21 protein-coding genes and 5 pseudogenes are annotated in these 25779 nt (G+C 70.4%); 10 read left to right on the forward strand and 16 right to left on the reverse strand.

Features of this window, described 5'->3' with window-relative positions; all coding sequences use genetic code 11:
* Positions 1–72 precede the first annotated feature (72 nt).
* A complete protein-coding gene (gene trhA, locus ACZ4AA_RS33620; RefSeq protein WP_467611147.1) occupies positions 73–894 on the reverse strand; it encodes a PAQR family membrane homeostasis protein TrhA in 822 nt (273 codons plus the stop codon).
* 225 nt (positions 895–1119) lie between these two features.
* Here trhA and ACZ4AA_RS33625 point away from each other — a divergent pair, with 225 nt between their 5' ends.
* From ACZ4AA_RS33625 to ACZ4AA_RS33635, 3 genes and pseudogenes are all read left to right on the forward strand, one after another.
* Positions 1120–1680 carry a hypothetical protein gene (locus ACZ4AA_RS33625; RefSeq protein ID WP_467611149.1) on the forward strand — a complete coding sequence of 187 codons (561 nt, stop codon included), beginning with the start codon at positions 1120–1122 and terminating at the stop codon, positions 1678–1680.
* Positions 1681–2358: 678 nt separating this feature from the next.
* Positions 2359–3444, forward strand: a pseudogene (locus tag ACZ4AA_RS33630) (ISL3 family transposase); the annotation flags it as partial.
* 19 nt (positions 3445–3463) lie between these two features.
* Positions 3464–3922, forward strand: coding sequence for a hypothetical protein (locus ACZ4AA_RS33635; protein WP_467611253.1), 459 nt, complete (start codon positions 3464–3466; stop codon positions 3920–3922).
* Positions 3923–4071: 149 nt separating this feature from the next.
* Here the strand turns inward: ACZ4AA_RS33635 and ACZ4AA_RS33640 are convergent, their stop codons facing one another.
* Complete coding sequence (locus tag ACZ4AA_RS33640; protein WP_467611151.1) at positions 4072–4308, reverse strand: hypothetical protein; 237 nt, start codon at positions 4306–4308, stop codon at positions 4072–4074.
* 297 nt (positions 4309–4605) lie between these two features.
* On the opposite strand from ACZ4AA_RS33640, the gene ACZ4AA_RS33645 reads away from it, so the two are divergent.
* Positions 4606–4962 carry a hypothetical protein gene (locus ACZ4AA_RS33645; RefSeq protein WP_328446067.1) on the forward strand — a complete coding sequence of 119 codons (357 nt, stop codon included), beginning with the start codon at positions 4606–4608 and terminating at the stop codon, positions 4960–4962.
* Between the two features lie 108 nt (positions 4963–5070).
* Here the strand turns inward: ACZ4AA_RS33645 and ACZ4AA_RS33650 are convergent, their stop codons facing one another.
* The 5 genes and pseudogenes from ACZ4AA_RS33650 to ACZ4AA_RS33670 form a co-directional block, all read right to left on the reverse strand.
* Complete coding sequence (locus ACZ4AA_RS33650) at positions 5071–5379, reverse strand: SCO5918 family protein (RefSeq protein WP_467611153.1); 309 nt, start codon at positions 5377–5379, stop codon at positions 5071–5073.
* Positions 5380–5429: 50 nt separating this feature from the next.
* A complete protein-coding gene (locus ACZ4AA_RS33655) occupies positions 5430–5834 on the reverse strand; it encodes a CBS domain-containing protein (RefSeq protein WP_328552375.1) in 405 nt (134 codons plus the stop codon).
* A 50-nt stretch (positions 5835–5884) separates the two neighbouring features.
* Positions 5885–7375 carry a DEAD/DEAH box helicase gene (locus ACZ4AA_RS33660; RefSeq protein ID WP_467611155.1) on the reverse strand — a complete coding sequence of 497 codons (1491 nt, stop codon included), beginning with the start codon at positions 7373–7375 and terminating at the stop codon, positions 5885–5887.
* Between the two features lie 340 nt (positions 7376–7715).
* Positions 7716–7919 (reverse strand): cold-shock protein, encoded by a 204-nt coding sequence (locus tag ACZ4AA_RS33665; protein WP_326784468.1) that lies wholly within the window; start codon positions 7917–7919, stop codon positions 7716–7718.
* A gap of 672 nt (positions 7920–8591) precedes the next feature.
* Positions 8592–8768: pseudogene (locus tag ACZ4AA_RS33670) on the reverse strand (STAS domain-containing protein); the annotation flags it as partial.
* Positions 8769–9033: 265 nt separating this feature from the next.
* Between ACZ4AA_RS33670 and ACZ4AA_RS33675 the strand changes: the two are divergent.
* The 3 pseudogenes from ACZ4AA_RS33675 to ACZ4AA_RS33685 form a co-directional block, all read left to right on the forward strand.
* Positions 9034–9354 (forward strand): annotated as a pseudogene (locus ACZ4AA_RS33675) (pyridoxamine 5'-phosphate oxidase family protein); the annotation flags it as partial.
* Positions 9355–9561: 207 nt separating this feature from the next.
* Positions 9562–10439: pseudogene (locus ACZ4AA_RS33680) on the forward strand (universal stress protein).
* A gap of 56 nt (positions 10440–10495) precedes the next feature.
* Positions 10496–12905: pseudogene (locus ACZ4AA_RS33685) on the forward strand (glycoside hydrolase family 65 protein).
* A gap of 53 nt (positions 12906–12958) precedes the next feature.
* Here ACZ4AA_RS33685 and ACZ4AA_RS33690 read toward each other — a convergent pair.
* From ACZ4AA_RS33690 to ACZ4AA_RS33720, 7 genes are all read right to left on the reverse strand, one after another.
* Positions 12959–13225 carry a ferredoxin gene (locus ACZ4AA_RS33690; protein ID WP_467611157.1) on the reverse strand — a complete coding sequence of 89 codons (267 nt, stop codon included), beginning with the start codon at positions 13223–13225 and terminating at the stop codon, positions 12959–12961.
* Positions 13216–14532 carry an NADH-ubiquinone oxidoreductase-F iron-sulfur binding region domain-containing protein gene (locus ACZ4AA_RS33695; protein ID WP_467611159.1) on the reverse strand — a complete coding sequence of 439 codons (1317 nt, stop codon included), beginning with the start codon at positions 14530–14532 and terminating at the stop codon, positions 13216–13218. The genes ACZ4AA_RS33690 and ACZ4AA_RS33695 overlap by 10 nt, the downstream gene beginning before the upstream one ends.
* Positions 14529–15296 carry a ferric reductase-like transmembrane domain-containing protein gene (locus ACZ4AA_RS33700; protein WP_467611161.1) on the reverse strand — a complete coding sequence of 256 codons (768 nt, stop codon included), beginning with the start codon at positions 15294–15296 and terminating at the stop codon, positions 14529–14531. The genes ACZ4AA_RS33695 and ACZ4AA_RS33700 overlap by 4 nt, the downstream gene beginning before the upstream one ends.
* A complete protein-coding gene (locus tag ACZ4AA_RS33705; RefSeq protein ID WP_467611163.1) occupies positions 15293–16336 on the reverse strand; it encodes an FAD:protein FMN transferase in 1044 nt (347 codons plus the stop codon). The genes ACZ4AA_RS33700 and ACZ4AA_RS33705 overlap by 4 nt, the downstream gene beginning before the upstream one ends.
* Entirely contained in the window at positions 16333–16551 is a 219-nt protein-coding gene (locus tag ACZ4AA_RS33710; protein WP_328551376.1) for a hypothetical protein, read from the reverse strand. The genes ACZ4AA_RS33705 and ACZ4AA_RS33710 overlap by 4 nt, the downstream gene beginning before the upstream one ends.
* 172 nt (positions 16552–16723) lie before the next feature.
* Positions 16724–18124, reverse strand: a complete 1401-nt coding sequence (locus ACZ4AA_RS33715) for a sensor histidine kinase (RefSeq protein ID WP_467611165.1) — start codon at positions 18122–18124, stop codon at positions 16724–16726.
* Positions 18121–18807 carry a response regulator transcription factor gene (locus ACZ4AA_RS33720; protein WP_467611167.1) on the reverse strand — a complete coding sequence of 229 codons (687 nt, stop codon included), beginning with the start codon at positions 18805–18807 and terminating at the stop codon, positions 18121–18123. Before ACZ4AA_RS33720 ends, ACZ4AA_RS33715 begins: the two co-directional genes overlap by 4 nt.
* 230 nt (positions 18808–19037) lie before the next feature.
* On the opposite strand from ACZ4AA_RS33720, the gene ACZ4AA_RS33725 reads away from it, so the two are divergent.
* Entirely contained in the window at positions 19038–21311 is a 2274-nt protein-coding gene (locus ACZ4AA_RS33725) for a heavy metal translocating P-type ATPase (protein WP_467611247.1), read from the forward strand.
* 146 nt (positions 21312–21457) lie between these two features.
* The gene (locus ACZ4AA_RS33730) at positions 21458–21979 is read left to right on the forward strand and encodes a DUF2231 domain-containing protein (protein WP_467611169.1); all 522 of its coding nucleotides are present in this window, start codon (positions 21458–21460) and stop codon (positions 21977–21979) included.
* Between the two features lie 287 nt (positions 21980–22266).
* Here ACZ4AA_RS33730 and ACZ4AA_RS33735 read toward each other — a convergent pair whose 3' ends face one another.
* Together ACZ4AA_RS33735 and ACZ4AA_RS33740 are read right to left on the reverse strand one after the other, a co-directional pair.
* Positions 22267–22473, reverse strand: coding sequence for a DUF5988 family protein (locus ACZ4AA_RS33735; RefSeq protein ID WP_467611171.1), 207 nt, complete (start codon positions 22471–22473; stop codon positions 22267–22269).
* A 259-nt stretch (positions 22474–22732) separates the two neighbouring features.
* Positions 22733–24454 carry a sensor histidine kinase gene (locus ACZ4AA_RS33740; protein ID WP_467611173.1) on the reverse strand — a complete coding sequence of 574 codons (1722 nt, stop codon included), beginning with the start codon at positions 24452–24454 and terminating at the stop codon, positions 22733–22735.
* 384 nt (positions 24455–24838) lie between these two features.
* Between ACZ4AA_RS33740 and ACZ4AA_RS33745 the strand changes: the two genes are divergently transcribed.
* Positions 24839–25714 (forward strand): universal stress protein, encoded by an 876-nt coding sequence (locus ACZ4AA_RS33745; protein ID WP_467611175.1) that lies wholly within the window; start codon positions 24839–24841, stop codon positions 25712–25714.
* The last annotated feature ends 65 nt before the right edge of the window (positions 25715–25779 follow it).

Genomic DNA, 25779 nt, shown 5'->3' on the forward strand with positions numbered 1-25779 from the left:
CCGCCCTGCCCGTCGCAGCCCGGCACGCGGCAACGTGCGTGACCAGCGGCCCTGGCCAAAACGTTGTCGCGGTCAGTAGACGGCCAGGGAGATGGCGATGTAGTGCGCCGTGAAGGCCGCCACGGTCAGGGCGTGGAACACCTCGTGGAAGCCGAACCAGCGCGGTGAGGGATCGGGGCGCTGGAGGGCGTAGACGACCGCGCCCGCGCTGTAAAGAAGACCGCCGGCCACGACCAGGGTGAGTACGGCCGCTCCGCCGGCGTGCAGGAAGTCGGGCAGGTAGCGCACCGGTGCCCACCCCAGCGCCAGGTAGCACGGGGTGTACAGCCAGCGCGGAGCTCCCACCCACAGGACCCGGAAGGCGATGCCGACCAGTGCGCCCGCCCACACGATCCACAGCAGCACGGACCGCTGGCCCGGCGGGAGAAGGACCACCGCAAGGGGCGTGCAGGTGCCGGCGATGATCAGGAAGATGTTGGCGTGGTCGAGACGCCGCAGGACCGCCTCGCCGCGCGGCCCCCAGGTGCCACGGTGGTAGATGGCGCTCGTTGCGAACAGCAGCCAGGCGGTGACCGAGTACACGGCGCAGGCCACGGCTGCCTGCGGGGTGCGGGCCAGACAGATGAGCACGATGCCCGCGATCAGTGCGGCGGGGACCATCCCGGCATGCAGCCAGCCCCGCAGCCTCGGCTTGATCGGTTCGGCCAGATCGGCCGCCCGCTCCACCAGCCCGGCAACCGAGTGCCCGCTCTCCCCACCTTGTGATCCGCAGGGCAACCCGTCTTCATGGTCTTCTCCACGCGGTGCGGCGGCGTACGTGTATTCGGCTTCAGCGGCGTCGTGCGACACGGCTTCTCGTCCTCCCTCGGACTCCTGGGCATCACCGGTGATCATGCAGCCATGCTAAAAGGCCTCGCCCAGACAGTTTTCTGCAAGGCTGGTCTCGAAACAGCCAGGCCGCGTCGCCGGAAATGGGTCACTGGGTCCCTTCGCCGCCGTGTGAACTCCGGCCCGTTGCTGCTGCCGCCCATTGACTCGAAGCGGAATAGATCAGCTACTCGTGGGAACGATCAGAGCTCCCGAGCGGGTATCTCCGCTCCCTGCGCGCAAGGATCGCCAATGCTTCCTGAGGTCCGCCCCCACCTGTCCGGCCCGCTCGCCGACCAGTTGGAACACCAACTGGGTCTGGTTCCGCAACGGGAAGCCGGCGATCTCGATGTGCAGGGCGTCGCCGGCATCGCCGTCGTCGCGGCCGCCCACTCCGATGGGTATGCGGCCACCGGTCACCTCCTGGGGCTGCTGGCCGCGCTGCCTGCCCCCACCAAGGCAGGAGAACGCTTCTGGTCGGAGCTGTGGAGGACTTCTGGCACCGCGTACCTGCTGCCTGCCAACATCAAGGCTGCGGTGCTGCGTTCCCTGGCGGGAGAAGGAATCGTACTGGCCCGACAGATCCTGTCGGCTGTCGATGAAATGACCCCGCCCCAGCGCGTCGCAGCCGGGGAGGTGATCGGTCAGGCCCTCGCCGAGTCCGACCATTTTCCCGACCTCAAGACACAGGTCATCGGAGAACTGTGGCTCCGTGACCTCGAACTCACCGCCTGGCGCGTCCTGCACGCGGACCGCAGGTCCGACGATCCGACAGGACGCAAAGCATTCCTCGATGCCTGGAGCAGGGTCTGAGCTTCAGCGCTTGGCTTTACCATGAGAACGGGCTCTGGCTCAATTTCCGTGACCTGCACACGCTGAGTCACGTTTCATGGTCGTGTTGGGCTCCTGAAAGTCGCCCGAAAATGATCAGTGGTGACCTCTGATACCTGACAGTTCGGGACTGTGGAAGAACTGGGCGTCCCACTGTCGGAGTTGCTGTTCCCGTCGATCGCGGACGTGTCGGTGGTCTCGGTGGACGCTAGCAGCGAGACGATACGAGTCGAGGCCCGCAGCACAACGACCGGTTCAGCGTGTTCGGGCTGCGGGAACTGGTCGATCCGGGTTCATAGCTCCTACCTGAGGTTCCTGCGGATGTCCCCAGCGCAGGGCGCCGGGTGGTGCTTTGCCTTCGGGTCCGTCGCTTCGCCTGCCCCGTCGTTTCGTGCGGGCGACGGGCGTTCGTTGAGCAGGTGCCGGGATTGACCCGGAGATACGGCCGGTGGACCGAGCGTCTGCGTTCCACGCTGGCGGCGATCGGCCTCGCCCTGGCCGGCCGGGCGGGAGCTCGGATGGCTGGAGTCTTCGGGGTGTCCGTCAGCCGCAGCATGGTGCTGCGGCTCGTCGAGGCGCTGCCCGAACCGGATCTGCCCAGCCCCGAGAGTGGTCGGTGTGGACGAGTATGCGACGCGCAAAGGCCGGCACTACGGCACGGTGCTGGTCGACGTCGAAACGCGACGGCCGGTGGACCTGCTGCCAGACCGGGAGGCATCGAGCCTGGCCGCCTGGCTGGCCAAGAGGCCAGGGATCGAGTTCGTCTGCCGGGACCGGGCTCCCTTCTTCGCCGAAGGCGCCACCGTCGGGGCACCGCAGGCAGTGCAGGTCGCGGACCGCTGGCACCTGTGGCACAACCTCAGCGAAGCCGCCGAGCGGTGCGTCGCCGGCCATCGGGGCTGCCTGCGAGGCATGGCCCCCGAGCCACCCCAACAGGTCAAAGAACCAGAAGAACCAGCTGACCCTGCTGGCTCACCGTGGCCCACCGGCCACCGGTTCGCCGACAGAACCCGGTCCAACCATGCTGCCGTCCACGTCCTGCTGGCGGCCGGCCACAGCCGACGCGCGATCCAACGTCAGCTCGGGATGACCTACCGCACGGTCAAGCTCCTAGCCGACGCCACCCCGGAAGACCTCTTCCACGGCCAGTGGCAGGGCCGCCCCTCCGTCCTCGACGAGTACAGGCCCTACCATGGACGACCGTTGGAGCCAGGGCTGCACCAATGCCTGGAGGGCATGGGAGGAGATCGTGCCACTCCGCTACAAAGGCAGCTACCAGCGAGTTCGCGCCTACTTCCGCGCCAAACGCCTTTCGGCCGATCCGGGCACCGCACCCCCGCCCTCGCCCTCGCCCTCGCCCCGCACCGTCGCTGGCTGGATCCTGCGCCACCCCGACTCCCTCTCCGAGGTCGATCAGCTCCGGCTCAAGGCCGTCATGGCCCACTGTCCCGAACTGGAAGCCCTCGCCGGACATGTCCGCTCCTTCGCCCAGATCCTCACCGAGCGACAGGGTCAACGGCTGCCCGAGTGGCTCGACGCAGTCCGCCAAGACGACCTGCCCGGCCTCCACACCCTCGCCGCCGGCATCGATCGCGACCAAGCCGCGGTCACTGCCGGGCTCACGCTGCCTTGGAACTCTGGCGTCGTGGAAGGGCACGTCAACCGCATCAAGATGCTCAAACGCCAGATGTTCGGCCGAGCCGGCTTCGCACTCCTGAGGAAACGAGTGCTCCTCGCTCCATGACGTGAAACGCTTCCGACAACGATGAACCGCACCGCAGGGGCGCGAATGTCCAGGACCGCCGACATCGATCTCGTGTTCGCACGCGCTGTCACCGTAGACGCCGTGGTGCGAGCTCTGGCCGGTGAGGGGTGGTCGCTGCAGGAACCGCTTGGTATCTCCTACGTGGTCAACAACGACGACCTGTTCGACTGGCAGTCGACTTCAACCGACCAGGCAGCTGAGGTCCTGGCCTTGGTTGATTCACCGGCCAACCTCGACCACCACGTCGGTGTCTGCATCTATCACTCAACTGTGGAAACCGGTGGCCAACTACTGTTTCACGCTGGCCGATCGCGCTGTTCCTTCATCCCGACGATCGACCGGCGGAGCCTCTCTGGAGCACCAGACCTCACGGACATGGCCTGGTATTTGAACGCACTGGTGCCGCCCCTGCTTGCCCTGGGGCTGGCCAGCTACGAAGCGAGAGACCTTGCTGACTGAGACTCGTTCGTCAGCAACTCTCGGTCGACATCCGGTCAGCACGCGTATACGGAAATTGAGCCAGAGCCCGTTCTCATGGACAAAGCCGAGCGCTTGCTTGTCGCAATGGGTGAACAGATCCAGCAGTGCCCGGACGGGCACGTGTGCGTCTACAGGATGGCGGAGGGTGCCGTCCAGGCAGAGGATGTAGCGCGTGCGCCGTCCGGCGCGCTCCCGGCGCAGGTAGCCGACCTGTTCAAGATCGTGACGATGTCCTGGGCGGTCCGCCCGGTGACGTGGCAAGCCGCGGCCACGTAGCGAAGGCGGGTGGCAGGGGCGCGGGCGATGACGATCAGCACACGGTTGTAATTGGTGAGGAAGCTCCACTTCCCGGTCTGTTCGTTCACCATCTGCTCCGTTCTTCGATGTTGCCCAGCTGGGAACACCGCAGGGAATTCGGTTTCATCACCATCAGTGGCAGGCCGTGAGTGCCGACCACTCGACCGCGGTGGCGGCCGTTGCTCCCTTTTGCCAGGTCGGAGCCGTGAGAGTCTTCCCACGGTCGAAGCCGCTTTGCCTGCCTGCGAGGCGCTGCCCGTGGCCATCGCGCCGGCTCCTTTGCCCATCTGGCGGCGGATCCGACTGGTCAGCACCTCCCGCACACCGGCGGAACCCCAGGGGGGGCCAGTTAATATAATCGGCCCATGTCGAAGCCTGACGAGCTGCTCGTTGACGTCGCCGCCCTGGTGGAGTCCGGGCAGAGCAACCAGATGTCCCTGACCGTGGTCACCGGTGGTGCTGTCATCACCGGCCGGCTTGCCCCCGAAGCAGTGTGGCGGCAGAGGGTGTCGGACGTGCTGACCGATTCCGCCCGCCTGGGAGAATTCTCAGCCGTCTTCGACACCCCCGCGAAGAACGGGCCGCCCACGCATCTGCACTTCCATGTCGCCCGGATCCTGCAGGGCACGGTGGGGATCCCGGAGACGGGCGGGATGTACCGCGTGGCGATCGCCGACGTCGGCGCCTGGACCGTGGGCGACTTCAGCTATTCCGACCACTGAGCAACGAGTGCGGCGGGTACCCGCTGCAAGCAGTGTGGGCCCGACCGGCGCGTGCCGATCGGGCCCACACTGCTGTTCAGGTGTCGGCTTCGTGCCTGTTTCCCTCGGTCAGACGGACACGGGAGTGCCGAGCATCGCGGAAGCGTGTTGGAGCGGGCTGAGGATGCGTACGGGTGCGGCCTCGGGGAGGGTACGGCAGGTGAAGCCGAGCTGCGTCATGGCCCGGAGGACTTCGCCGGCGCTGAAATCACGTCGGTCCTGGCGGGTGACGACCTGGCCGACCTGTTTGACGGGGTAGTGGCGGCGGCCGATGATCACGGATTCGCCGGTACCCAGTTCGGGCTTGATGCCCTTCATCGATTCCAGCACACCGCTCTTGGTGAGCTCGAAAGGGAAGCGGGCGATGACACAGCGCATGTGACCTCACAGAGAGGAGAGGGAGAACGGGCCGACCACGGTGAGACGGCTCAGCGGGAGAGGGCGAGTACGCCCAGGGCGCTGCCTTGTCCGTCGACCACCGGCAGGGCACCGAGCCGGAGGTAGCGCATCGCGTGCTCGGCTTCGGCCATCGTGGCCACGGATGTAGTGAACGACCCGTGGTCGTCGAGGAGGTCGCGCAGGCGGACGCGGTCCGTGTAGGCGGAGCTGTCGCGGACGGCGGTGAGTTCGGCCTGGGTGACCAGGCCGGTGCACTGGCCGTCCTGGTCACAGACGACCAGCCGACCCGTGCACGCGGCGGCCATGACCGACAGCGCCACCTCGAGACTCATGTCGTCGCAGACCTGCGGTCCGGCCTCGTCCATGAGCTCCGCCACCGTCCTGTGCGCGGGGCCGGCGCTCGCGGGGCGGGGCTGCATCTGAACCAGCGTCACAAGGTGCCTCCTGCAGAGATGGGTCAGCTTCCTGATCACGAAGGTTGGTTCTAGGCCGCCGTGCCGAAGACGGCCTGGGGTACGGGCACGCGCCGGGTCGTCGAAGAGGGGCGGCGCCGGCCTCGCAAGGTGCTGCGCTTGGAACGTTCGGCCACCGGTGCTGTGATGACGACCGGGATGCCGGACGGGGCCTGGGCGCCGGTGATCCGGTGCAGGGCCTCGTCGCCTGAGCGGATCTGGGTGGTCTGCGGCCGGATCCCGGCGTCCACCATGAGGCGCACCATGCCGCGGCGCTGGCTCGGTGTGACGAGAGTGACGACGCTGCCGGACTCGCCGGCTCGGGCCGTACGGCCTCCGCGGTGGAGGTAGTCCTTGTGGTCGGTCGGCGGATCGACGTTCACGACAAGGTCGAGGTTGTCGACGTGGATGCCGCGCGCCGCGACATTGGTCGCCACCAGCACACTGACGTGCCCCGTCTTGAACTGCGCCAGCGTGCGAGTGCGCTGCGGCTGCGACTTGCCGCCATGCAGCGCGGCGGCCCGAACCCCACTGTTGAGGAGGTCCTGGGTCAGCCGGTCAACGGCATGCTTGGTGTCCAGGAACATGATCACCCGGCCCTCGCGGGCGGCGATCTCCGTCGTGGCAGCGTGCTTGTCGGCGCCGTGGACGTGCAGGACGTGGTGCTCCATCGTCGTGACCGCACCGGCCGACGGATCGACCGAATGCACGACGGGGTCCGTCAGATAGCGGCGCACCAGCAGATCGACGTTACGGTCCAAGGTGGCGGAGAACAGCATCCGCTGACCCTCCGGACGCACCTGGTCGAGCAGCGCGGTGACCTGCGGCATGAAACCCATGTCGGCCATCTGGTCGGCCTCGTCCAGCACCGTGATGCCCACCTGGTTCAGCCGGCAGTCGCCCCGGTCGATGAGGTCCTTGAGCCGCCCCGGAGTCGCCACCACGACCTCGGCCCCGCCTCGCAGCGCGCCGGCCTGCCTGCCGATCGACATCCCGCCCACCACCGTGGCCAGCCGCAGCCTGACCGAACGGGCGTACGGAGTGAGAGCATCGGTCACCTGCTGCGCCAGCTCACGCGTCGGTACGAGGATCAGCCCCAGCGGCTGGCGGGGCTCAGCACGCTGTCCCGCGGTACGGGCCAGCAGAGCGAGACCGAAGGCGAGGGTCTTTCCGGAACCGGTGCGCCCGCGGCCCAGGACGTCACGGCCCGCCAGGGAGTTCGGCAGTGTCGCGCCCTGGATCGGGAACGGCGCGCTCACACCCTGCCTGCCGAGTTCGGCCAGCAGCTGCTCGGGCATGGAGAGATCGGCAAAGCTCTCCACGGCAGGCAGCGCGGGGGTGATCGTCGTGGGGAGCGCGAATTCGCCCTGCACGGGGGCGGGCCGACGGCCGTAACTTCCGGAACGGGCAGGACCGCCGGAACGGCGCGGTGCCGACGAGCCGAAGCGGCTGCCGCCCCTTCCTGCGTCGGCACTGCCATTACGGGCGCGGGGCGAGCGGTCGTTCGTACGTGTGCGGTTCATGCGGAACCTTCCTCGATGCGGCACATATCAAGGAATTCCCGCCAGGAGTGAGCAGCACGGAATTACAAGTATGGACCGATGTCAAAGCAAATCCGGCCGACGGGAATCCGCGGCGGGGGTAAATGCTGAAATAGGTGACGCAGCGAGGACGTAAAGTCCCGGGCGCCGGGTGCAGTGTGGCTATTCAGGATGCGCCTGCATCGTGAAGGAGGAGCCGCGTGTGGTGAGACCGCGGATTTCTCCGAGCCGTCCTGCAGGTGAAACCACTGCGGGAAAATGAGTGTAGCTGGGGCCCGCACCCCGAGGGATGCGGGCCCCAGCTACACAGTGCGCGTCAGCGTCAGGCCGGAACGATGTTCTCGGCCGTCGGGCCCTTCTGGCCCTGCGCGATGTCGAAGGTCACCTTCTGGCCTTCCTGAAGCTCACGGAAGCCTTGGGCGGCAATGTTCGAGAAGTGGGCGAACACGTCAGCGCCGCCACCGTCCTGCTCGATGAAGCCAAAACCCTTGTCCGCGTTGAACCACTTCACGGTACCAGCAGCCATGTCATATCTCCTTTGGGGCAGTACACCGGCATCCGCACTGTGCGAACACCGTGTCGCCGCGATGATTACCCCGCCGGAAAATGACCGGAAATACAAAAGCGCTCTCCCCGACAGAAGCCGAGTGGGAGCACTTGAAGTTCGGGAACCACAACTGCAACTGAGATGGACAGTAGCACGCCGCAACGGTCCGCGTCGGTTAAGTAATTCCACTCCACTCATTGCGGTAAAAACTCTCTCTACACGGTCCGGCAAACTCTCACCTCACGAGCACAGATATTGACTCACTCGCAGTGCAACGTTCCTGAAAAGCGGAGTCGCCAGCCGCGACCAGGGTAGTCGGGGCGCTTCGGCGTGTGCGGCTGTCCGCAGGGTCGCATTGAACAGCCGCCAAGAGCAGCCACCACCTTGAGGCGGACCTGCGTTGATCGCCGCGTCCGGAGCAGTGGTCGAGCGTTCGATCCGGTGAGGGGACGTCACCGTGGATCGTGTCGGGCAAACCGTGCCACCCGGAAGTGCCGTGCGCTCAAAGGCTCGGCTTCACCCGGACATGGCAGCTGACAGCAGGCTGAAACTTTGGTGTTCGTTCGCCGTCTGCCTGGCGGGCGCCGCATCCATGACGACCTGTGGGAAGAGTCCGGCCGCTGACCGGGAGCGGAGCGGCTTTGCCTGTCGTCAGGAGGGGAGGGCTTGACGGAGCGTGGGATAGCAGGGAATGACCGTGTCGAGACCAACGATTTCAACGACCCGCTGTACCGCTGCCCGCACGGCCGCCAGCCGAATCCAGCCGCCGGCGGACGCTTCATCGCGTTGTGCGGCCAGGACGCTGACGGCGCTGGCGTCCATGAAGGCGAGCGCACTGCAGGACGTCGGAAGCGCTACACCTTATGAGGGTGCCACCCCCTTGCGCCTGTGCTGCAGGTAACGTTCCAGGCGGCGCACCCGGCCCTGAAAGGGGCAGCGGGCGGGGAGAGGGAAGCGAGCACGGATGGACGAGACAAGAGGGGCCGAAGGCGAAACGGCCTCGCTGTTGGAGGCATCGCTCGCGCTGGACAGCGACGGCTCCCGGATAGCTCAGGCCCGTCATATGGCCGCGGCTTTCCTAACGAAGGCGTCCGACGGCCACCCGGCGGTAGTCCCGGTCAATTACGAGGTCGTCGATGACGCCATCGCCTTCCGGACCGCACCCGGCTCCGTGGCGGCGGCTGCCGCAGGAGCCGAGGTCGCCTTCGAGGTCGACCACGTGGACGACGCTCTGAGCCTTGGCTGGAGCGTCCTCGCGGTCGGCCCCAGCGACGTCGTGACGGACCCCGAGGTCACAGGAAGGCTCACCCGGCATGCGCACACCACACCTTGGGCGGGCGGTGAGCGCGAGATGTGGATCTCGATCCGGCCCACGAGTCTCACGGGCCGTCGCATCACACCAGCGGATCAGTAGACGCGGTCAGCCCTCTCCGGGTCTTTGACATGTGACGGAGGAGTTGACTCAGCCGCTGCTTCCAGCGGCATCGCGGCCCGACTCACCGCCATCCGGCCGAAGATCCACCGGCCCCTGACTTCGTGGCGTGTCGCGGCGCCGAGCAGGCAGTGCGACGGTGGTCAAAGAAGCTCTCGGCAGTCCGCCGGAGCGAAGGCGGTGACGGCGATGACATTCCCCCTGGTCGTAGGCGTCGACGGATCGGACTCCAGTCTGCTGGCCGTCGACTGGGCAGTGGACGAGGCGGCACGACACAGTCTGCCCTTGCACATTGTCCATGCCTCCCGATGGGAGACCTACGAGGGAGTCCAGCCGTCGTTCAGGACCGAGCGCTCCAGTGGGGAGGTCATGGCACAACACATCGTCGCTTCCTGTCTAGAACGAGCCCAGCGTCGGACATCCTTCAGTGAAGGTGTCAGGCAGTGCGCTCGCGGAGGACGCCGTGTCCGCGCTGCTGGGCGCGGGGCCCGAGGCGTTCGCCCTGGTCACGGGTTCTCGTGGCCGCGGAGAGATCGCCGGGATGCTGCTGGGATCGGTCAGCCTCGCGGGTGGCGGCGCGAGCCGCCTGTCCCGTCATCGTGATCCGTGGTGCGGAAGCCAACCTCCACGGGACCTTCGGCCGCGTCGTGGTCGGCGTCGGTGCGGCAACCGGCGGCCCGGGAGCCGTACGGTTCGCCGTTCGCGAAGCTCAGGCGCGCGGATCCGAGCTGACGGCTGTACGAGCCTGGCGCAACCCGTCGCAGGAGCCGGTGGACCACATGCTGCTCGCCGACGACGCCGCCCGACTGCGCGAGGGGCGGGCCTCGGTCGGCCTTGATGACGCTTTGCGCGAGGCGGCACGTGAGCACCCCCAGGTCGAGGTCCGGCGCCGTACGGTCGAGGGTCCCGCGCACCGCGCTCTGCTGGAGGCATCGGCCCAGGCGGACCTGGTCGTCGTCGGCGCTCAGCGCCGCCACGGCCACTTCGGCCTTCAGCTGGGCAGGGTCGCCCACGCCCTGCTGCACCACGCGGTATGCCCGGTCGCCGTCGTCCCGCAGCCGGTCTGAGGACCGCCGTGCTTTTCTGAGCCCCGCAGCCTCGGGAGGAGAGGACCAGGTGGCTGATGTCGGAGTGGACATGGGAGTGGAACGGCTACGACCCCGCCGCCGAGCGGTTGCGTGACGCGCTCTGCACGCTCGGCAACGGCTACTTCGCCACGCGGGGTGCTCTGCCCGAGTGCCGGGCCGGTCTGGTGAACTATCCGGCAACCTACGTAGCCGGGTGCTACGACCCGCCTCGAGTCGACGGTGGCGGGACGGCAGGTGGAGAACGAGGACCTGGTCAATGTCCCGAACTGGCTGGGTCTCCGGTTCCGTCTGCGTCGCGCCGAGGGAGCGTGGGGTTCTTGGTTCTCCCCGGGCAGGCACGCCTTCCTGTACCACCGTCACACTTTGGACCTGCGGCGCGGCACGCTCACCCGGTCCTTCCGCCACCAGAACGGCGAGGCCTCCTCTCTGCGCGTCGAGCAGACCCGCTTGGTGCACATGGGGGATCCGCATCTGGCTGCCCTGCAAACGGTCTTCACCGCCGAGGGCTGGTCGGGGGAGATCGAAATCGAAAGCTCCTTGGACGGCCAGGTGCTCAACGGCAACGTGCACCGATACCGGGCCCTCGACCGCCACCACCTGGCCCAGGTGCGCACCGGTGCAGAGGGCCCCCACACCGTCTGGCTGAGCTGCCGGACCCACACGTCGGACATCGCTGTCGCGCTGGCAGCCCGGACGACGGTTCGCGCCGACCAGTCGCCGGCCTCATCGGTGCGTCCCGGCCACCACCGGGCCGTGCACGGGCTGATTGTCCGGATCACGCCCGGTCGGCCGGTAGCCGTGGAAAAGACTGTGGCGCTGCACACCTCACGGGACCCGGCCATCAGCGATCCGCTGAGCGAAGCGGTCGACCGGGTGTCCACAGCCCCGGACTTCCCCACCTTGCTCGACTCCCACATCGCCGCGTGGAAACGGCTGTGGCGGTGTGCGGACTTCCAGGTACCGGGCCAGGCAGGACGCATCCTGCGCTTCCACCTCTTCCACGTCCTCCAGACACTCTCACCGCACACCGCGGATCTGGACGCGGGCGTCCCCGCCCGTGGACTGCACGGCGAGGCGTACCGGGGGCACGTCTTCTGGGACGAACTCTTCGTCCTGCCGTATCTCAACCTGCACTTCCCTGAGATCTCCCGGGCCCTCCTCGACTACCGCTACCGACGCCTTCCGCGTGCTTGCAGATCGGCCGCGGCGTCCCACCGAGCCGGGGCGATGTACCCCTGGCAGAGCGGCAGCGACGGGCGCGAGGAGACCCAGGAGTGGCATCTCAACCCCGCCTCGGGCCGCTGGCTGCCCGACCACTCCCGTCTCCAGCACCACGTGGGCTCGGCGATCGCCTACAACGTTTGGCAGTACTGCGAGGCCACCGGCGACACGGAGTACCTGCACACCAAGGGTGCGGAGATGCTGCTCCAGATCGCGCGCTTCTGGGCGGACCTCGCCGTCCTCGACCCCTCGACGGGCCGCTACCGGATCCGTGGCGTCGTCGGTCCCGACGAGTACCACGACAGCTACCCGGGCGCGGTCAGGCCCGGGCTGGACGACAACGCGTACACCAACGTCACCGCCGCCTGGGTCCTCACCCGCACCCTGGAACTCGTGCGGCGCCTTCCCATGTGGCGCCGCGAGGAACTGTTCTCCCGGGTGCGACTGGACGCCGGTGAACTGCCGAAGTGGGAGGAGGTCGCCCGGCGACTGAACCTGCCGTTCCATCAGGGCGTCATCAGTCAGTTCGAGAGCTACGACGACCTTGCCGAACTGGACTGGGACGCCTACCGCGCCCGGTACGGCACCATCCGCAGGCTGGACCGGATCCTGGAGGCCGAGGGCGACACGGTCAACCGCTACAAGGCGTCCAAGCAGGCTGATGTCCTCATGCTCGGCTACCTGTTCTCACCCGCCGAACTGTCGGCGCTGTTCCGGCGTCTCGGATACGACCTGGACGACGACATCTGGCGCGGAACCGTCGACTACTACCTGCGGCGCACCAGCCACGGCTCCACCCTCAGCGAACTCGTACACGGACTGGTCCTCGCCAAGGCCAGAAGGACCGAAGCGTGGCAGTACGTCCACGAGGCCCTGGAGGCCGACATCGCCGACGTCCAGGGCGGGACCACCGGCGAGGGCATCCACCTGGGGGCCATGGCCGGCACCCTCGACCTGGTCCAGCGCGGCCTCACGGGGCTGGAGACACGCGAGGACGCCCTGTGGCTGGACCCGGTCCCCCTCCCGCCGCTCTCCGAATACGGCTTCACGCTGCGCTACCGCGGTCACTGGGGCATCGGCGTGCGGCGCCGGAACGGGCGGCTGGAGATCAGTGTGCCCCACTCGGAGGAATCGGCCATTCGCGTGATGCTGGCCGATCGGGCCGTGACCATCACGCCCGGGGAGACCTGTTCACTCGTGCTGCCGGACAGTGATGCGAGGTGACGTCGCAGGCCGTGCCGAACGCCGCGCTGCCTCAACGGCAGGAGTACCTGCTCTCACGGGTGCCGAGAGGTGCGGCTCGGGGGCCCGCCGGGCGCGGGAGCGGGTACGCGGTTCAGGCGGAGTGCCATCACCGGGCAGGCGGCGACCGCGCGTCGGGCGTGGACCAGCAGGTCCGGCGGGACCGTGGAGTCCCTGAGCACGGGGTAGCCCCATTCGTCCGAGCCGATCAGTTCGGGCAGCAGTTCGGCGCAGAGTCCGTGGCCGTCACAGGCGGCGAAATCGACGGCGAGTACGTGGGTCCGGGCACGGGTCATCGCCATTCGTCCTCCTCCGGGGGCCGGGCGTCGGGCACCGGCAGGACGAGGGGGGCGAACGCGTCCCCACACGGTCCGGTGTGCACATGCCGGTGGACGTCGTCGGCGAAGACCCTCAGCGCCGAGGCGGCCAGCCGCTCCGCGCCGTCGGGATGGCTGCACGCGCCGCGCCGCGGGAGCAGTCCGAGGCGGCGGTGCAGCCGGGTCAGCAGCTGGGCGTCGGCGTGGCCCCGGGCGAGCGCGGCGAAGTCCTCGGCGACGGACGGCAGGCCGAACCGGCACGGCCCGCACTGCCGGGCGCTCTGCGCTGCCAGGTAGCCGAGCGCGGCTGCGGTCTCGGCCAGCCCGCAGGCTCCTTCGGGCAGCGCCACCAGGACACCCGCGCCCCGTTCCGGCGCCGTGGTGCTCAGCGGCACCGGAAGCCAGCTGCCGAAGAAGCCGCCCGCGAGCACGGCGCCGAGCCGTCCGTGCGGTCCGCCGGCCCGGCTCAGTGCCGCCGTCACGGAGCTCCCCGCCGGGATCTCGTACACCCCCGGCCGACGAACGGCGCCCGAGACCGTGACCAGCGCGGTGCCCGGTGCTTGGGAGCTTCCGCTCGCGCGGAACCATGCGGGGCCGTAGCGGGCGATCAGCGCCAGGTGGGCCAGGGTTTCCACATTGCCGATCAGGGTGGGCCGTTTGGCGACGCCCTTCTCGAAGGGGCGCGGCGGGGTGGACCGGGGGCGGGCGTCGCCGCCGTTCAGCCAGTTGACCAGGGACGTCTCCTCGCTGGAGACGAAGTGGTGAGGCAGCGCGTGGACCTGCACCGGCACCGGGTCGAGCCCGGCACGGCGCCGCTCCGCGACCGCCGCGGTGAGCTGGTCGACCTGCGCCGCCCGTGTGCGGGGCATACACAGATGCACCGCGTTCGCGCCGACCGCGACGGCGGCCAGAGCCGCGCCGTCCAGAACGAGGTGCGGGGCGAAGGACAGCAACACCTCGTCCTTGTGGCTGGCCGGCTCGCTCTCCATCCCATTGGCGACGAGCACGGCCGGCCCTCTGGCTCCGGCTACCGAGCGGAGCTTGCGGCCGGTCGGAAAGCCGCCGCCGCCCCGGCCGGTGAGCCCGGCCTCCTCCACGGCGCGCACCAGTGGCATGGCGCTCCCGCGACCGCGTGCCTGGACCAGCGGGGGAGGGCCGTAGCGGGCGACGTGTTCCGTGAGGTCGGCGGGCCGGCCGGTGTCGTACCAGCCGGACAGTAGGCGTTCGCCGTACGGGCCGCAGGGCGCCGCCGGATGTTCTCCGGCGAGGACGGTGGCGGTGTCGGAGTTCATTCGGCGTCGTCTCCCTCGTGTTCGTCCTGCTGGGTGTGCTGTTGGGGCGTCGGTGACGGGTGGGGGGTGGACGGGGCGGTGGCGGGCGCCTGTGTCGTGCCGCCCGCGCGGTGCGCCCAGCCCGGCTGCAACGGGCCCGCGGCCAGGAAGGCGACCAGCGTCGCGGGCACCAGCAGCGTGGCCGCCGTCGCCCACCGGCGGACCCGGTCCGCCTGCGTCCCGGCCCGGACCAGCCGCCACCACACGGCGACCACGACGGTCAGGAGACAGGCCCCGTACAGCGCGAGTTGCGGGCTCAGGCGGGTGTCCGTGCCGGTACCGGCCGCGTGGAAGAGCGCCACCGGCCAGGCCGCGTACGCCAGCCAGTGCACCGCCTTCCACCGGCGGCGGCCCAGGCGCCCGCGTACGGCGCTGGTGAGAGCGACCGCCAGCAGGAGGTCGAGGGCCACCGCGCCCAGGCCGACCCAGAGCGGACGGTAGGAGGCCACGAAGGGGACGAACGCCGTCGGCCAGGTCAGGTGGGCGTAGCCGTCGGTGATGGCGGTGACGATGTGCAGTCCCAGGAAGGCCAGGCTGAGCAGCGACAGATTGCGGTGCAGCGCGGACACCTCGAACCGGCCCAGGCGCAACGGCGCGTACTTGCCCGCCGCCGCGATGCCGAGCGCGACCGCCGCGGTCGACAGGACCAGGGAGACCGTGCCGCTGGCCCGGGTGGCGTACCAGAGCGGGCTCGGACCCGAGGCGAGCAGGACGGCGCCGTTCATCGGCTGTCCCCGTCGGCGGGCCAGGCCCCCAGGTACAGCACGCTTCCGTCGGTGCGGACGAGACGGGCCGGAAGCACGGTGCCGCGCAACCAGTCGGGGGCGCGTTCGCCGAGGACCAGGGCGGCGGTGGTGGCGGTGTTGGCGTCCACGCAACTGGCCGCGGCGACGCTGACGGTGCGCCAGACGGGCGGCGGGATGTCGCCGGTGGCCGGGTCGACGATGTGGTGCAGCGTCCGGCCACCGCGCCGCCAGGTACGTACGGTGGTGCCGGACGTGGCGAGGCCGCCGTCACGAATCGAGACGACCGGCTGTACGGGGCCCGCGTCCGGGGCCGCGTGGTCGTCGGCGATCGCGACCCGCCAGCCGCCGTCCGGCGGATCGCCGGCCGCCGACAGGTCGCCGCCGAGGTTGACCAGGACGCCGCAGCCCACCGCGGCGGCGGCCCGCCGGGCCGCCCGGTCCGCGGCCAGGGCCTTGGCCGTGGCGCCGAGGTCAAGCGTCGTGCCGGCGGGAAGGCGCAGGAGGCGCAGCGCCGGGTCCCAGCGGACGGTTCGCCAGCCCGCGGCGGGGAGTGGCGCGGTCGTCGGTCCGGTGTCCTCGGGCTGCCGCGCGGCCACCTGGGTGAAGGTGCGGTCGTAGCCGAGAGCCGCGACCGCCGGGCCCACCGTGGGGTCGACGGCGCCGTCGGTGAGTTCGGCGGCGCGCAGGGCCGCCTCCAGGGCCTCGGCGAGCAGGGCGCTCACCGGCACCGGCACGGCGCAGGCCGTGACGTTGGCGCGGGAGAGCTCCGAGTCGGGACGGAACCGGCTGCACGCCGCGTCGACGGCGGCCAGCTCGGCCCGCAGGATCAGCAGTGCGTCGTCGGCGCGGGCCGGGTTCGCGGTGAGCAGCACGGCCGTGGTACCGAGCGCGGAGAAGACCGCTGTCGCGGGCTCCGCGTGGGCCGGACGGTTGGTGGCGGGGCGAGCGGTTCCGGCCGGGGGTGTGGTGCGCGTGCCGGTTCCGGGGCGACCGACGGCGCCCGCCGGTGTGGCGTTCACGACGCACCCGACTGGGTCTGCGGCGCTTGCGGGGTCGGCGTGGGCGCCTGGCCCGAGGGCTTCAGGCCACCGCTCGTGCCGGTGGACGTGCCGCTGCCGTGACCGGCGGGTGCGGCGGTCTGGGCGATCCCGGGGATCACCTGTGCGTAACCGGCGCCCAGTACCGCGGTACCGGCGACGGCCGCGGCCGCCGCCCACCGGGTCGTGACGCTCACGCGTCGCCGCCCTCGTTCACGGCGCCGGACGGCGTCCTTGACGGATCGGTCCGAGTCTGCGGGCTGCTCAGGAAGCGGCATGGATGAACTCCTCGCCAATAGGCCGGTTGTCCCACTCACCAGGCTGCCTCGCGGCCCGTCGGGAACCAGTTCAGGAGTTCTTCACAAGCGGTTAAGATCCCGCCCGCGGACCACGCGACGGCCCGTGCGGCGCCGGCGCGGGAAGTTCCAGCATCACGCTCAGCCCGCCGCCGGCCGTGTCCTCCAGCCGTACGGAGCCGCCGTTGGCGGTGACCAGCCGATGCACGATGGCCAGACCCAGGCCGCTGCCGGACGCCTCCGGATTACCGAACCTCCGGAAAGCCGCCTCGCGTGCCGCCTCGCTCATCCCGGGCCCGTTGTCCACCACGCGCAGCAGCACCCGCTCACGCGTCGCCTCTCCCTCGATGCGGACCGCCGCTCCTTCCCCCACGGCATCCAGGGCGTTGGCCACCAGGTTGTCGATCACCTGTTCCAGATCCCCCGCCCCCAGGTACGCCGTCAGCCGGGCGCCGCAGCGCCCCGTGAGCGACACCCGCCGCTCCCGGGCCACCGGCTCCCACGCGACGACCCGGTCGTCCACCACCTGGTCCACCCGGACGGCAACCGGCCTGGGCACCGCGTTCTCCGCCCGGGACACCGCCAGCAGCCCGTCCACCAGCCGGGACAGCCGGGCGATCTCCTCCTGGGCGCCGGCGAACTCCGCCGCCGTGGCGTCGTCGGCGCCCGCCGCCAGCAGGTCGAGCCGCAGCCGCAGCGCTGTCAACGGCGTACGCAGCTGGTGCGAGACGTCGGCGACGACCGCCCGGTGCCCGTGGATCAGGGTCTCCATGCGGGCCGCCATGGTGTTGAACGTCGAGGCGAGTCGGCGCACCTCCTGCGGCCCCCGCCCGCCCGGCGCCCTGACGTCCAGCGCACCCTCGCCGAGCCGCAGCGCGGCGGCGTCCACGGCCCGCAGCGGGCGCCCGACCCAGCGGGCCAGCGCCACCGACAGCAGCACGCCCGCCACCAGGGCGCCGGCGCCGATCAGCGCCAGTCGCCACCACATGGAGGCGATCCGGTCGTGCATGCTCTCCGCCGAGCGGGACAGCACGGACACCCCGACCGGACGCGTGGTGTCGCCGATCGGCTCCGCGACGACCAGCCGGTCGTCCCGCTCACGTGCCGCTGTTCCCTGGTGGACGAGCACCTGGTGCGCCAGGTCGCCCCAGTTGCCTGCGGCCTGATCGTCCTCATCGCCCTCGGTTCGTCCGGGGCACCCGGTGGCCGCCACGGGCTGTCCCGCCGTGTCGAAGACCGCGGCGCAGTCGCCCGCCCGCTCGGCCTGTTCCAGGAGCCGTCGCATGTCGGCAGGAGAGCGATGGTCCGACAGGTACTCCTCGGCCGCGGCGGCGATCGTCCGGTTCGCCGCCTCGGTCGTGTCCCGGAAAGAGGTGTGCTCGCGCTGTGTCATGGACAGTCCCAGCGGCACCACCGCCAGCACCAGCAGCAGGACGATCAGGGCCATGAAGGTCAGCGCGATACGTCGGGTCATCGCGCACCGGCGTCCGGCTCCGGGCCCGGCTCGGGTACGCCGAGGCGGAATCCGCGGCCGTACACGGTCTCCACCAGTCCGGGGACGCCGAGCTTGCGGCGCAGGGCCGCGATGTGCACGTCCAGCACCTTGGTGGGGCCGTACCAGTGGGCGTCCCAGGCGCGCTCCAGGACCTCCTGCCGGGTGACCACCCGCCCCGGGTCGACGGCCAGGCACTCCAGGATGTCGAACTCCTTGGGTGTGAGCGCGACGTCGTGGCCGTCGACGGTCACTTTGCGGGTCCGCGGGTCCACCGCGAGGGGGCCGTGGCGCAGCAACGCGGAGCCGGACGGCTGGACGCGGCGCAGCACGGCCCGGATCCGTGCCAGCAGTTCCGCCAGGCCGAACGGTTTGACCAGGTAGTCGTCGGCGCCCTCGTCCAGGGCCGCGACCCGGTCGGCTTCCTCGCCGCGCGCCGTCACCACGATGATCGCCGCGTCGGAACGGCTCCGTATCCGGCGGCAGACCTCCAGGCCGTCCAGGTCGGGCAGCCCCAGGTCCAGTAGCACCACATCGGGTTCCGGGACCGCCGCGAGCGCCTCACGCCCGGTGCCGACGCCGCGTGCCTCGTACCCGGCCCGCTCCAGGCCCCGTACGAGGGAGGCGGCGATCCCCGGGTCGTCCTCGACCACCAGAACAAGCACACCGACATCGTACGGTCCGTCGTCCGTGCCCGGATTGGCCGGTGGGCCCCTCTCTGTGGCCCGTTCGGCCCTCCCCTCCGGCGCGGTGCGCGCGGTTGCATGGACAGCCGGAGACGCTGTCGCGCCCGCAGGCGTGACATGTCCGGAGACGCCGGAGGGCCGCTGCCGTGTCGCACACGAGAGACACCGGAGACGGACAGGCACCGCCGCGGGCCCGGGATGTCCGTCGGCTGCTCGAACCGGCGCTGCTGGCCTCGACGGCACTCGCCCTGGTGAGCGGTGCAATCGCCTGGGCGGCCGGGAACCACGGCGTCGCCGACGCCTGCTGGGCGGCCGGGACGGTGCTGGCCGTCGTTCCCGCCGTGGCCTGGGTCGTGGCCGCGCTGCGCAAAGGACGGGCCGGCGTCGACCTGATCGCCGTGCTGGCGCTGGTCGGGACCCTCGCGGTGGGTGAGTACCTGGCGGGGGCGCTGATCGCGTTGATGCTGGCGACCGGCCGGGCACTGGACGCCGCGGCCGAGCGCCGCGCCTCCCACGACCTGCGGGCACTGCTGGAGCACGCCCCCCGCTCGGCCCGCCGCCGCACCGGCCGTGAGGTCTCCGTGGTCCCGCTCGCCGATGTCGTCGTCGGCGACGTGCTCGTGGTCGGCCCAGGAGATGTGGTCCCCGTCGACGGAAGCGTCCTGGCCGGTACGGCGGAACTCGACGAGTCCGTGCTGACCGGCGAGTCCGCCCAGGTCGAGCGCGGCACCCACGAGCCCGTACGCAGTGGCGTCGTCAACGCGGGCGGTGTCTTCGAACTCCGGGCGACCGCCACCGCGCGGGACAGCACGTACGCGGAGATCGTACGGATGGCTCAGCACGCGGGCGCGGAGCGGGCACCGACCGTGCGGCTGGCGGAGCGTTACGCGGCGTGGTTCCTGCCGCTGTCCCTGGGGATGGCCGGCCTCGCCTGGCTGGTGAGCGGATCCGCCGAACGCGCGGTCGCCGTCCTGGTCGTGGCGACTCCCTGCCCGCTGCTGCTCGCGGCCCCGGTGGCCGTCGTCTCGGGACTGTCGAGGGCGGCGCGTCGCGGTGTCATCGTCCGGGACGGCGGGTCGCTGGAGCGGCTGGGCCGGGCACGCACCCTGGTCATCGACAAGACCGGCACCCTGACCGTCGGACGGCCGCGCGTCCTGGCGGTCGCCGCCGAACCCGGGCGTTCCCCTTCCGAGGTGCTGCGGCTGGCCGCCTCGCTCGACCAGGTCTCGACGCATGTGCTGGCCGACGCGATCGTCCGCGAGGCACGAACCCGGAACCTCACGCTGTCCATGCCCGCCGACGCCACGGAGGAACCCGGCCGCGGCCCCGCCGGCACCGTGGACGGCCTCCGCCTCGCCGTCGGCAGGTCCGGTCTTGCCCCGGCGGCACTCCCCCACTGGGCCCATGCCGTGGACAACCGCGCCGTTCTCGACGGAGCCGCCGTCGCCTGGCTCACCGTCGACGACACCCTCGCCGGTGCCGTCCTGCTCCAGGACCCGCTGCGCCACGACGCCCCCCGCACCGTCCGAAGGCTGCGGTCGGCCGGGCTGACCCGGCTGCTGATGCTCACCGGCGACCGTGCCGAGCCCGCCCGCGAGGTGGGAGCCGTGCTGGGCCTCGACGACGTCCGGGCCGGTCAGCTTCCCGCCGACAAGGTCGCGGCGGTGCGCGCGGAACGCGCACGGGCGGTCACCGTCATGGTGGGCGACGGCGTCAACGACGCACCCGCCCTGGCCGCCGCCGACATCGGAGTGGCCATGGGAGCCCGCGGCTCCACCGCGACCTCCGAGGCCGCCGACATCATCCTCACGACCGACCGGGTGGACCGACTCGCGGACGCCATGGACATCGCCGTCAGGGCCCGCCGGATCGCGGTCCAGAGCGCCGTCGTCGGGATGGCGCTGTCGCTGGTCGCCATGATCGCGGCCGCCCTGGGCTGGCTGCCACCCGCCGTCGGAGCCCTTCTTCAGGAAGGCATCGACGTCGCCGTCATCCTCAACGCCCTGCGCGCGCTGCTCCCGGCCCGCAGCGCCCGTACCGCTCTCGAACCGGACGCGGAGGACCTCATCCACCGGTTCGCGGCCGAACACGACGACCTCAGGGACGCCCTGGACGCCATCCGTGAAGCCGCCGGCCTGCTCTCGGCGCAGGACGCCACGGGGTCACTGGCCGCCGTGCGCCACGTCGACCACCTGCTCACGACGCGACTGCTCCCTCACGAACTCGCGGAGGAGCACCAGCTCTACCCGGCGCTGAACCGACAGCTCGGCGGACCGGAGACCACCGAGACCATGAGCCGGGCCCACACCGAGATCGCCCGTCTGTCCCGCCGCATCACGACCCACCTGCGCATGGCGGACGAGTCGGGCGGCCTGAGGCCGGAACAACTCGACGACCTGCGCGCCTGCTTGTACGGGCTCCATTCCGTTCTCCGTCTGCACTTCAGCCAGGAGGAGGAGAGCTACTTCTCCCTCGCTCCCTGAGCCGGACGGCTCGTGTCCCAAGGGGTCAACGATCCGGACGAGACTCAGAGGCAACTGAGAAGTCGCTGTGAAAAGGTGCCGACGTTCCTCCAAAGATCCAATCCGCACGCCAATGGTCCGCCCAACCCCCCATGGAGAAAGCTCACATGAGTCTCACGATCGTCAACGGACTACCCGCGCATGTCCTGTTCGTCCACTTTGTCATCGTGCTCGTGCCGCTCAGCGCCCTGGCGCTCGTCGTGTGCGCGGTGTGGCCCAAGGCAGCCCGGCGGCTCGGCCTGCTGCTACCCGTCCTCGCGCTCGTGACATTGGCGACCGTGCCGGTGTCCACACACGCGGGTGAGTGGCTGGAACGGCACGTCGGCAGCGACCCGCTGGTGCGCAAGCACGCCGAACTCGGCGACGGCCTGCTGCCCTGGGTGCTCGGCCTCTTCGTGATCTCGGCCGTCATCTGGTGGACGGCCCGCCGCTCGGCGCCCGCCGCGGACGGCACGGCGGGTGCCTCCTCCTGGTCGTCCTCGGCACTGGTCCGGGGCGCGGTCGCGATCGTTTCGATCGCCGTCGCGGTCGGCGCCGTGGTGGACGTCTACCGGATCGGCGACTCGGGCGCCAAGGCCGCCTGGCACGACAACTACTCGAAGACGGCCACGCAGCACGGCGACGACTGACGGACGAGACCGGCCTCGGGCCCTGTCACGGACATGATCCGGCCCCGCTGCCGGACCGCGACAACCTCCGGGGCCGGTCGACTCCTCCGGTCGGGACCGCGGGTGAGCTGACGGCGTGCGCCGCACGCGTCAGCACTTACGCCCGTTCCCGCACGCCCCAGCCGGTGGGACACGGGAGCAGGCCCGCAACCCTGGCGGGCAGGTCACCATCAGCTGTGGGGCGCGCCGTGCCCCAGTGCACCGCGTCGCCCGGCGACGCCCCTCCGCTCGCAGGCTCCGTGCAGCCGCTACCCCGGGAGCTCCGTGCGCTCCCACCACTCGTAGACCGGCAACTGGCCCTGCTCGGTCCCCTGCTGACGTGTCGTGGCCCGAAAGTGCTCGTACCCGCCACGGAACGGCACTTTGATGTCGAGGCCGGGAGCCGAAGCCGGGACGATCCGCTCAGGAAGATCGTCAGGGCCACCCTCAAGAACTGCCTTTGTCGCGTCGGTCATGACCCGATCTTCTCTGCCCATACCGGGGCACACCCCCACGACGCGCCGAGGTGCGCTCCGGCCGATCGCGTGGCGGGGCATGCCGGCCGGAACGGGACGGCACGTGATGTGCCGGAAGCGGCGGGAAGGACCCGGCCGCACTCCTCCTCGGGCGGCTGACCGGCGTCGGAGACGGCGCCGACGACCATTCGGAGCCGTCCGCGTCTTGGGCCGAGCGGGCAGAAATACACCGATCCATCCCCCGTGTCGCCGGGACTCCCTACTTCACCGGCAGCGGGACCTGCCAGTCGACCACGGCACCACCGGTGCCGGAACCGGAGACCTCCAGACGCCCGCCGAGCTGCTCAGCCCGCTCAGCCATGTTGCGCAGTCCGCTGCGGCGGCCGTCCGCCGGAATGCCCACCCCGTCGTCGGAGACCTTCAGACGTACCTCACGGCCGTCGGTCGTCAGCACCACGTCGGCCCGGCCGGCGTGGGCGTGCCGGGCGATGTTGGTCAGAGCCTCCACGAGCACGGCCAGGACATGGTCGGCGATCTCGCGCGGAACATCGGTGTCGAGCAGGCCCTCCGTGCGTACGCTGGGTGCGAAGCCCAGCCCGGGCCTGGCCTCACCGACCACCTTGGCGACGCCGGCACGCAGTCCGCCGCCGGTCGCGTCGTTGTCACGGGATCGAAGGCCGAAGATGGTCGACCTGATGATCTTGATGGTCTCGTCCAGGTCGTCCACGGCCCGCAGCACCCGTTCGGAGGCCTCGGGGTGGGTGATGAACCGGCCCGCGCTCTGCAACGTCATCCCGGTGGCGAACAGCCTTTGGATGGCCAGGTCGTGCAGATCACGGGCGATCCGGTCGCGGTCTTGGAGCACGGCGATCTGCTCGGAGTCCCGCCGCCGTTCGGCCAGTTCCATCGCGATCGCGGCATGCACGGCGAATCCCTGCAACATCACGGTCTCCCTGTCGGAGAAGACCGGTCGGCCGGTCTCGCGTGCCAGCAGCACCACCCCTCTCACATCGCTCGCGCCCGTGCGGATGGGGACGGCCACTGCTGGGCCCAGCCCCTGAAAGCGCGGCGGTTCGGGGGAAATCCGCCCATCCTGCGTGACATCGTCGCTGTTGACGGGGGCGGCCGTGGAGAAGGCCAGCCCCACCAGGGTTTCCTTCAGAGGCAGGACCAGTCCCCGGTGCTCCTCCGCGTCCACTCCGACGGCGATCTCCACGCAGAGTGACCGGCTGCCTTCGACAGGCATCGCGACCGCCGCCAAGGCCGAGCAGGAGATGTCCCGGGCGTGTTCGGCGATCAGATTCAGCGCCTCGGCGCGTTCACTGCCGGACGTCAGGCTGTGGCTGATCTCCGCATTCGCCCCGAGCCAGCGCTCGCGGAGTCGGGAGTCCTCGTACAGGCGGGCGTTGTCGATCGCCACACCGGCTGCGACCGCCAGCGTGGACAGCAGCGACTCGTCCTCCTCGTCGAACTCCGCCTCGCCACGCTTCTCGGTCAGATACAGGTTGCCGAAGACCTCGTCGCGTACGCGGATGGGTACGCCCAGGAAGCTGTTCATCGGCGGATGGCCGGCCGGAAGGCCATACGAAGCCGAGTGCTGCGAGAGCTTCTCAAGACGCAGGGGCTGCGGTTGGCGGATCAGCTCGCCGAGGATGCCGTGCCCCTCCGGGAGAGAGCCGATGTCGGAGATCTGTTGATCGCTGACGCCGATGGTGTGGAACGCCGACAGGCTCGTGCCGTCGGGTCCGATGACACCGAGAGCCGCGTACTTGGCGTCGACCAGCGTCGCAGCCGCCTCGACGATCGAGCGCAGGACCTGTTCCAGGTCGAGTTCCCGGCCGACGGCGAGGACGGCTTCCAGCAGGCTCTGTATCCGGTCGCGGGTGCTCCGGGCCGCGTCGAGCCTGGCCTGGAGCTCCTCCAGGAGCTCGTCAAGTCCCAGCTGCGGCAACAGTCCGCGGAGCTCGTCCGGGGTTCCCACGCTGTTCCTCCCGGCCTTTCGGTGTGTCCCGGTCGGCGTACGGGCCCGCACGCAAGGGGACGTAATCACCGTAGCCCTCCCCGGCCGGGCCGGTAAGCCGAAGAAGCGTCCCGCCGCATCGGAACTGCGCCAATCCCCCGGGACCATGGGCCTACGACCCTTGAGCACGCCACCGAAGATCGGCGTACCGCCCGAGGAGACCGGGCATCGTCGTTCCTCCTACCGGCAGAACCCCGGGCCGGGGGCCACGTCCGGCTCTACGTGCCAGGGCCGGAAGTCCCGGGAAAGGGCTGGACGGCCCCTGCCGCCGCCGGACGCCGGGGGCGATCGTGAAAGCGGTACCCCCGCACGGCATCGCAGCAAGAAGAGAAGGCGGTGGAGACAATGGCTCTCCCCCTCGTCGTGGGCGTCGACGGATCGGACGGCAGCCTCCTGGCCATCGACTGGGCGGTGGACGAGGCCGGCCGCGACGGGCTTCCGCTGCGGCTGGTCCACGCCTCGCTGTGGGAACGGTACGAGGGAGCGTTGCCGACGATGAGCCGGGAGCGCACCTCAGAGAAGGTGCTCGCCGAGCACATCGTCGGCTCGGCGGCGGAACGCGTCCGCCGGCGCAACCCGGATCTCAAGGTCTCCACGGAAGCGGTGGCCGCCGAGGCGGTGTCCGCGCTGCTGGACGAGGGAACGAACGCCACCGCCCTCGTCACCGGTTCGAGGGGTCGCGGCGAGCTGAAGGGGACGCTGCTCGGCTCGGTGGGTCTGGCGGTCGCGGCGCGCGCGTCCTGTCCGGTCATCGTGGTCAGGGGTGACGAGGCCGCTCTGGCCGGCTCGCACGGGCGCGTCCTGCTCGGCGCCGGAGACCCCGAGACGAGCCGTGAGGCCGTCCGGTTCGCGTTCCGGGAGGCCGAGGCACGCGGCTGTGAGCTGGACGTCGTCCGCGCCTGGCGCTCCCCCGCACGGGAGAGGGCCGACGAACGGGCGTCGGCCGGGGATCCGGCGCATCGGCATGAGCAGCAGGCCTCAGCCCTGCTCGACACCCTGGTCGCCGACGCGGCAGCGGAGCATCCCGCTGTGCGATTGCGCAGGACAGTGATCGAGGGATCGGCCCACAAGGTGCTCGTCAACCGCTCGGCCGCCGCCGACCTGGTGGTCCTCGGAGCACGGCGCAGGTCCGGTCGCTTCGGTCTCCAGCTCGGCCGGGTGTCCCACACCCTGCTGCATCACGCGGCCTGCCCGGTGGCCGTCGTACCGCTGACGGTCTGATCCGTCCCCGGCACGCAGCGCCCACCGTGCTCTCACGGAACGATTCAATGGAAGCGAGGCGATGT

It is taken from the genome of Streptomyces sp. NPDC024698, from assembly GCF_055559015.1.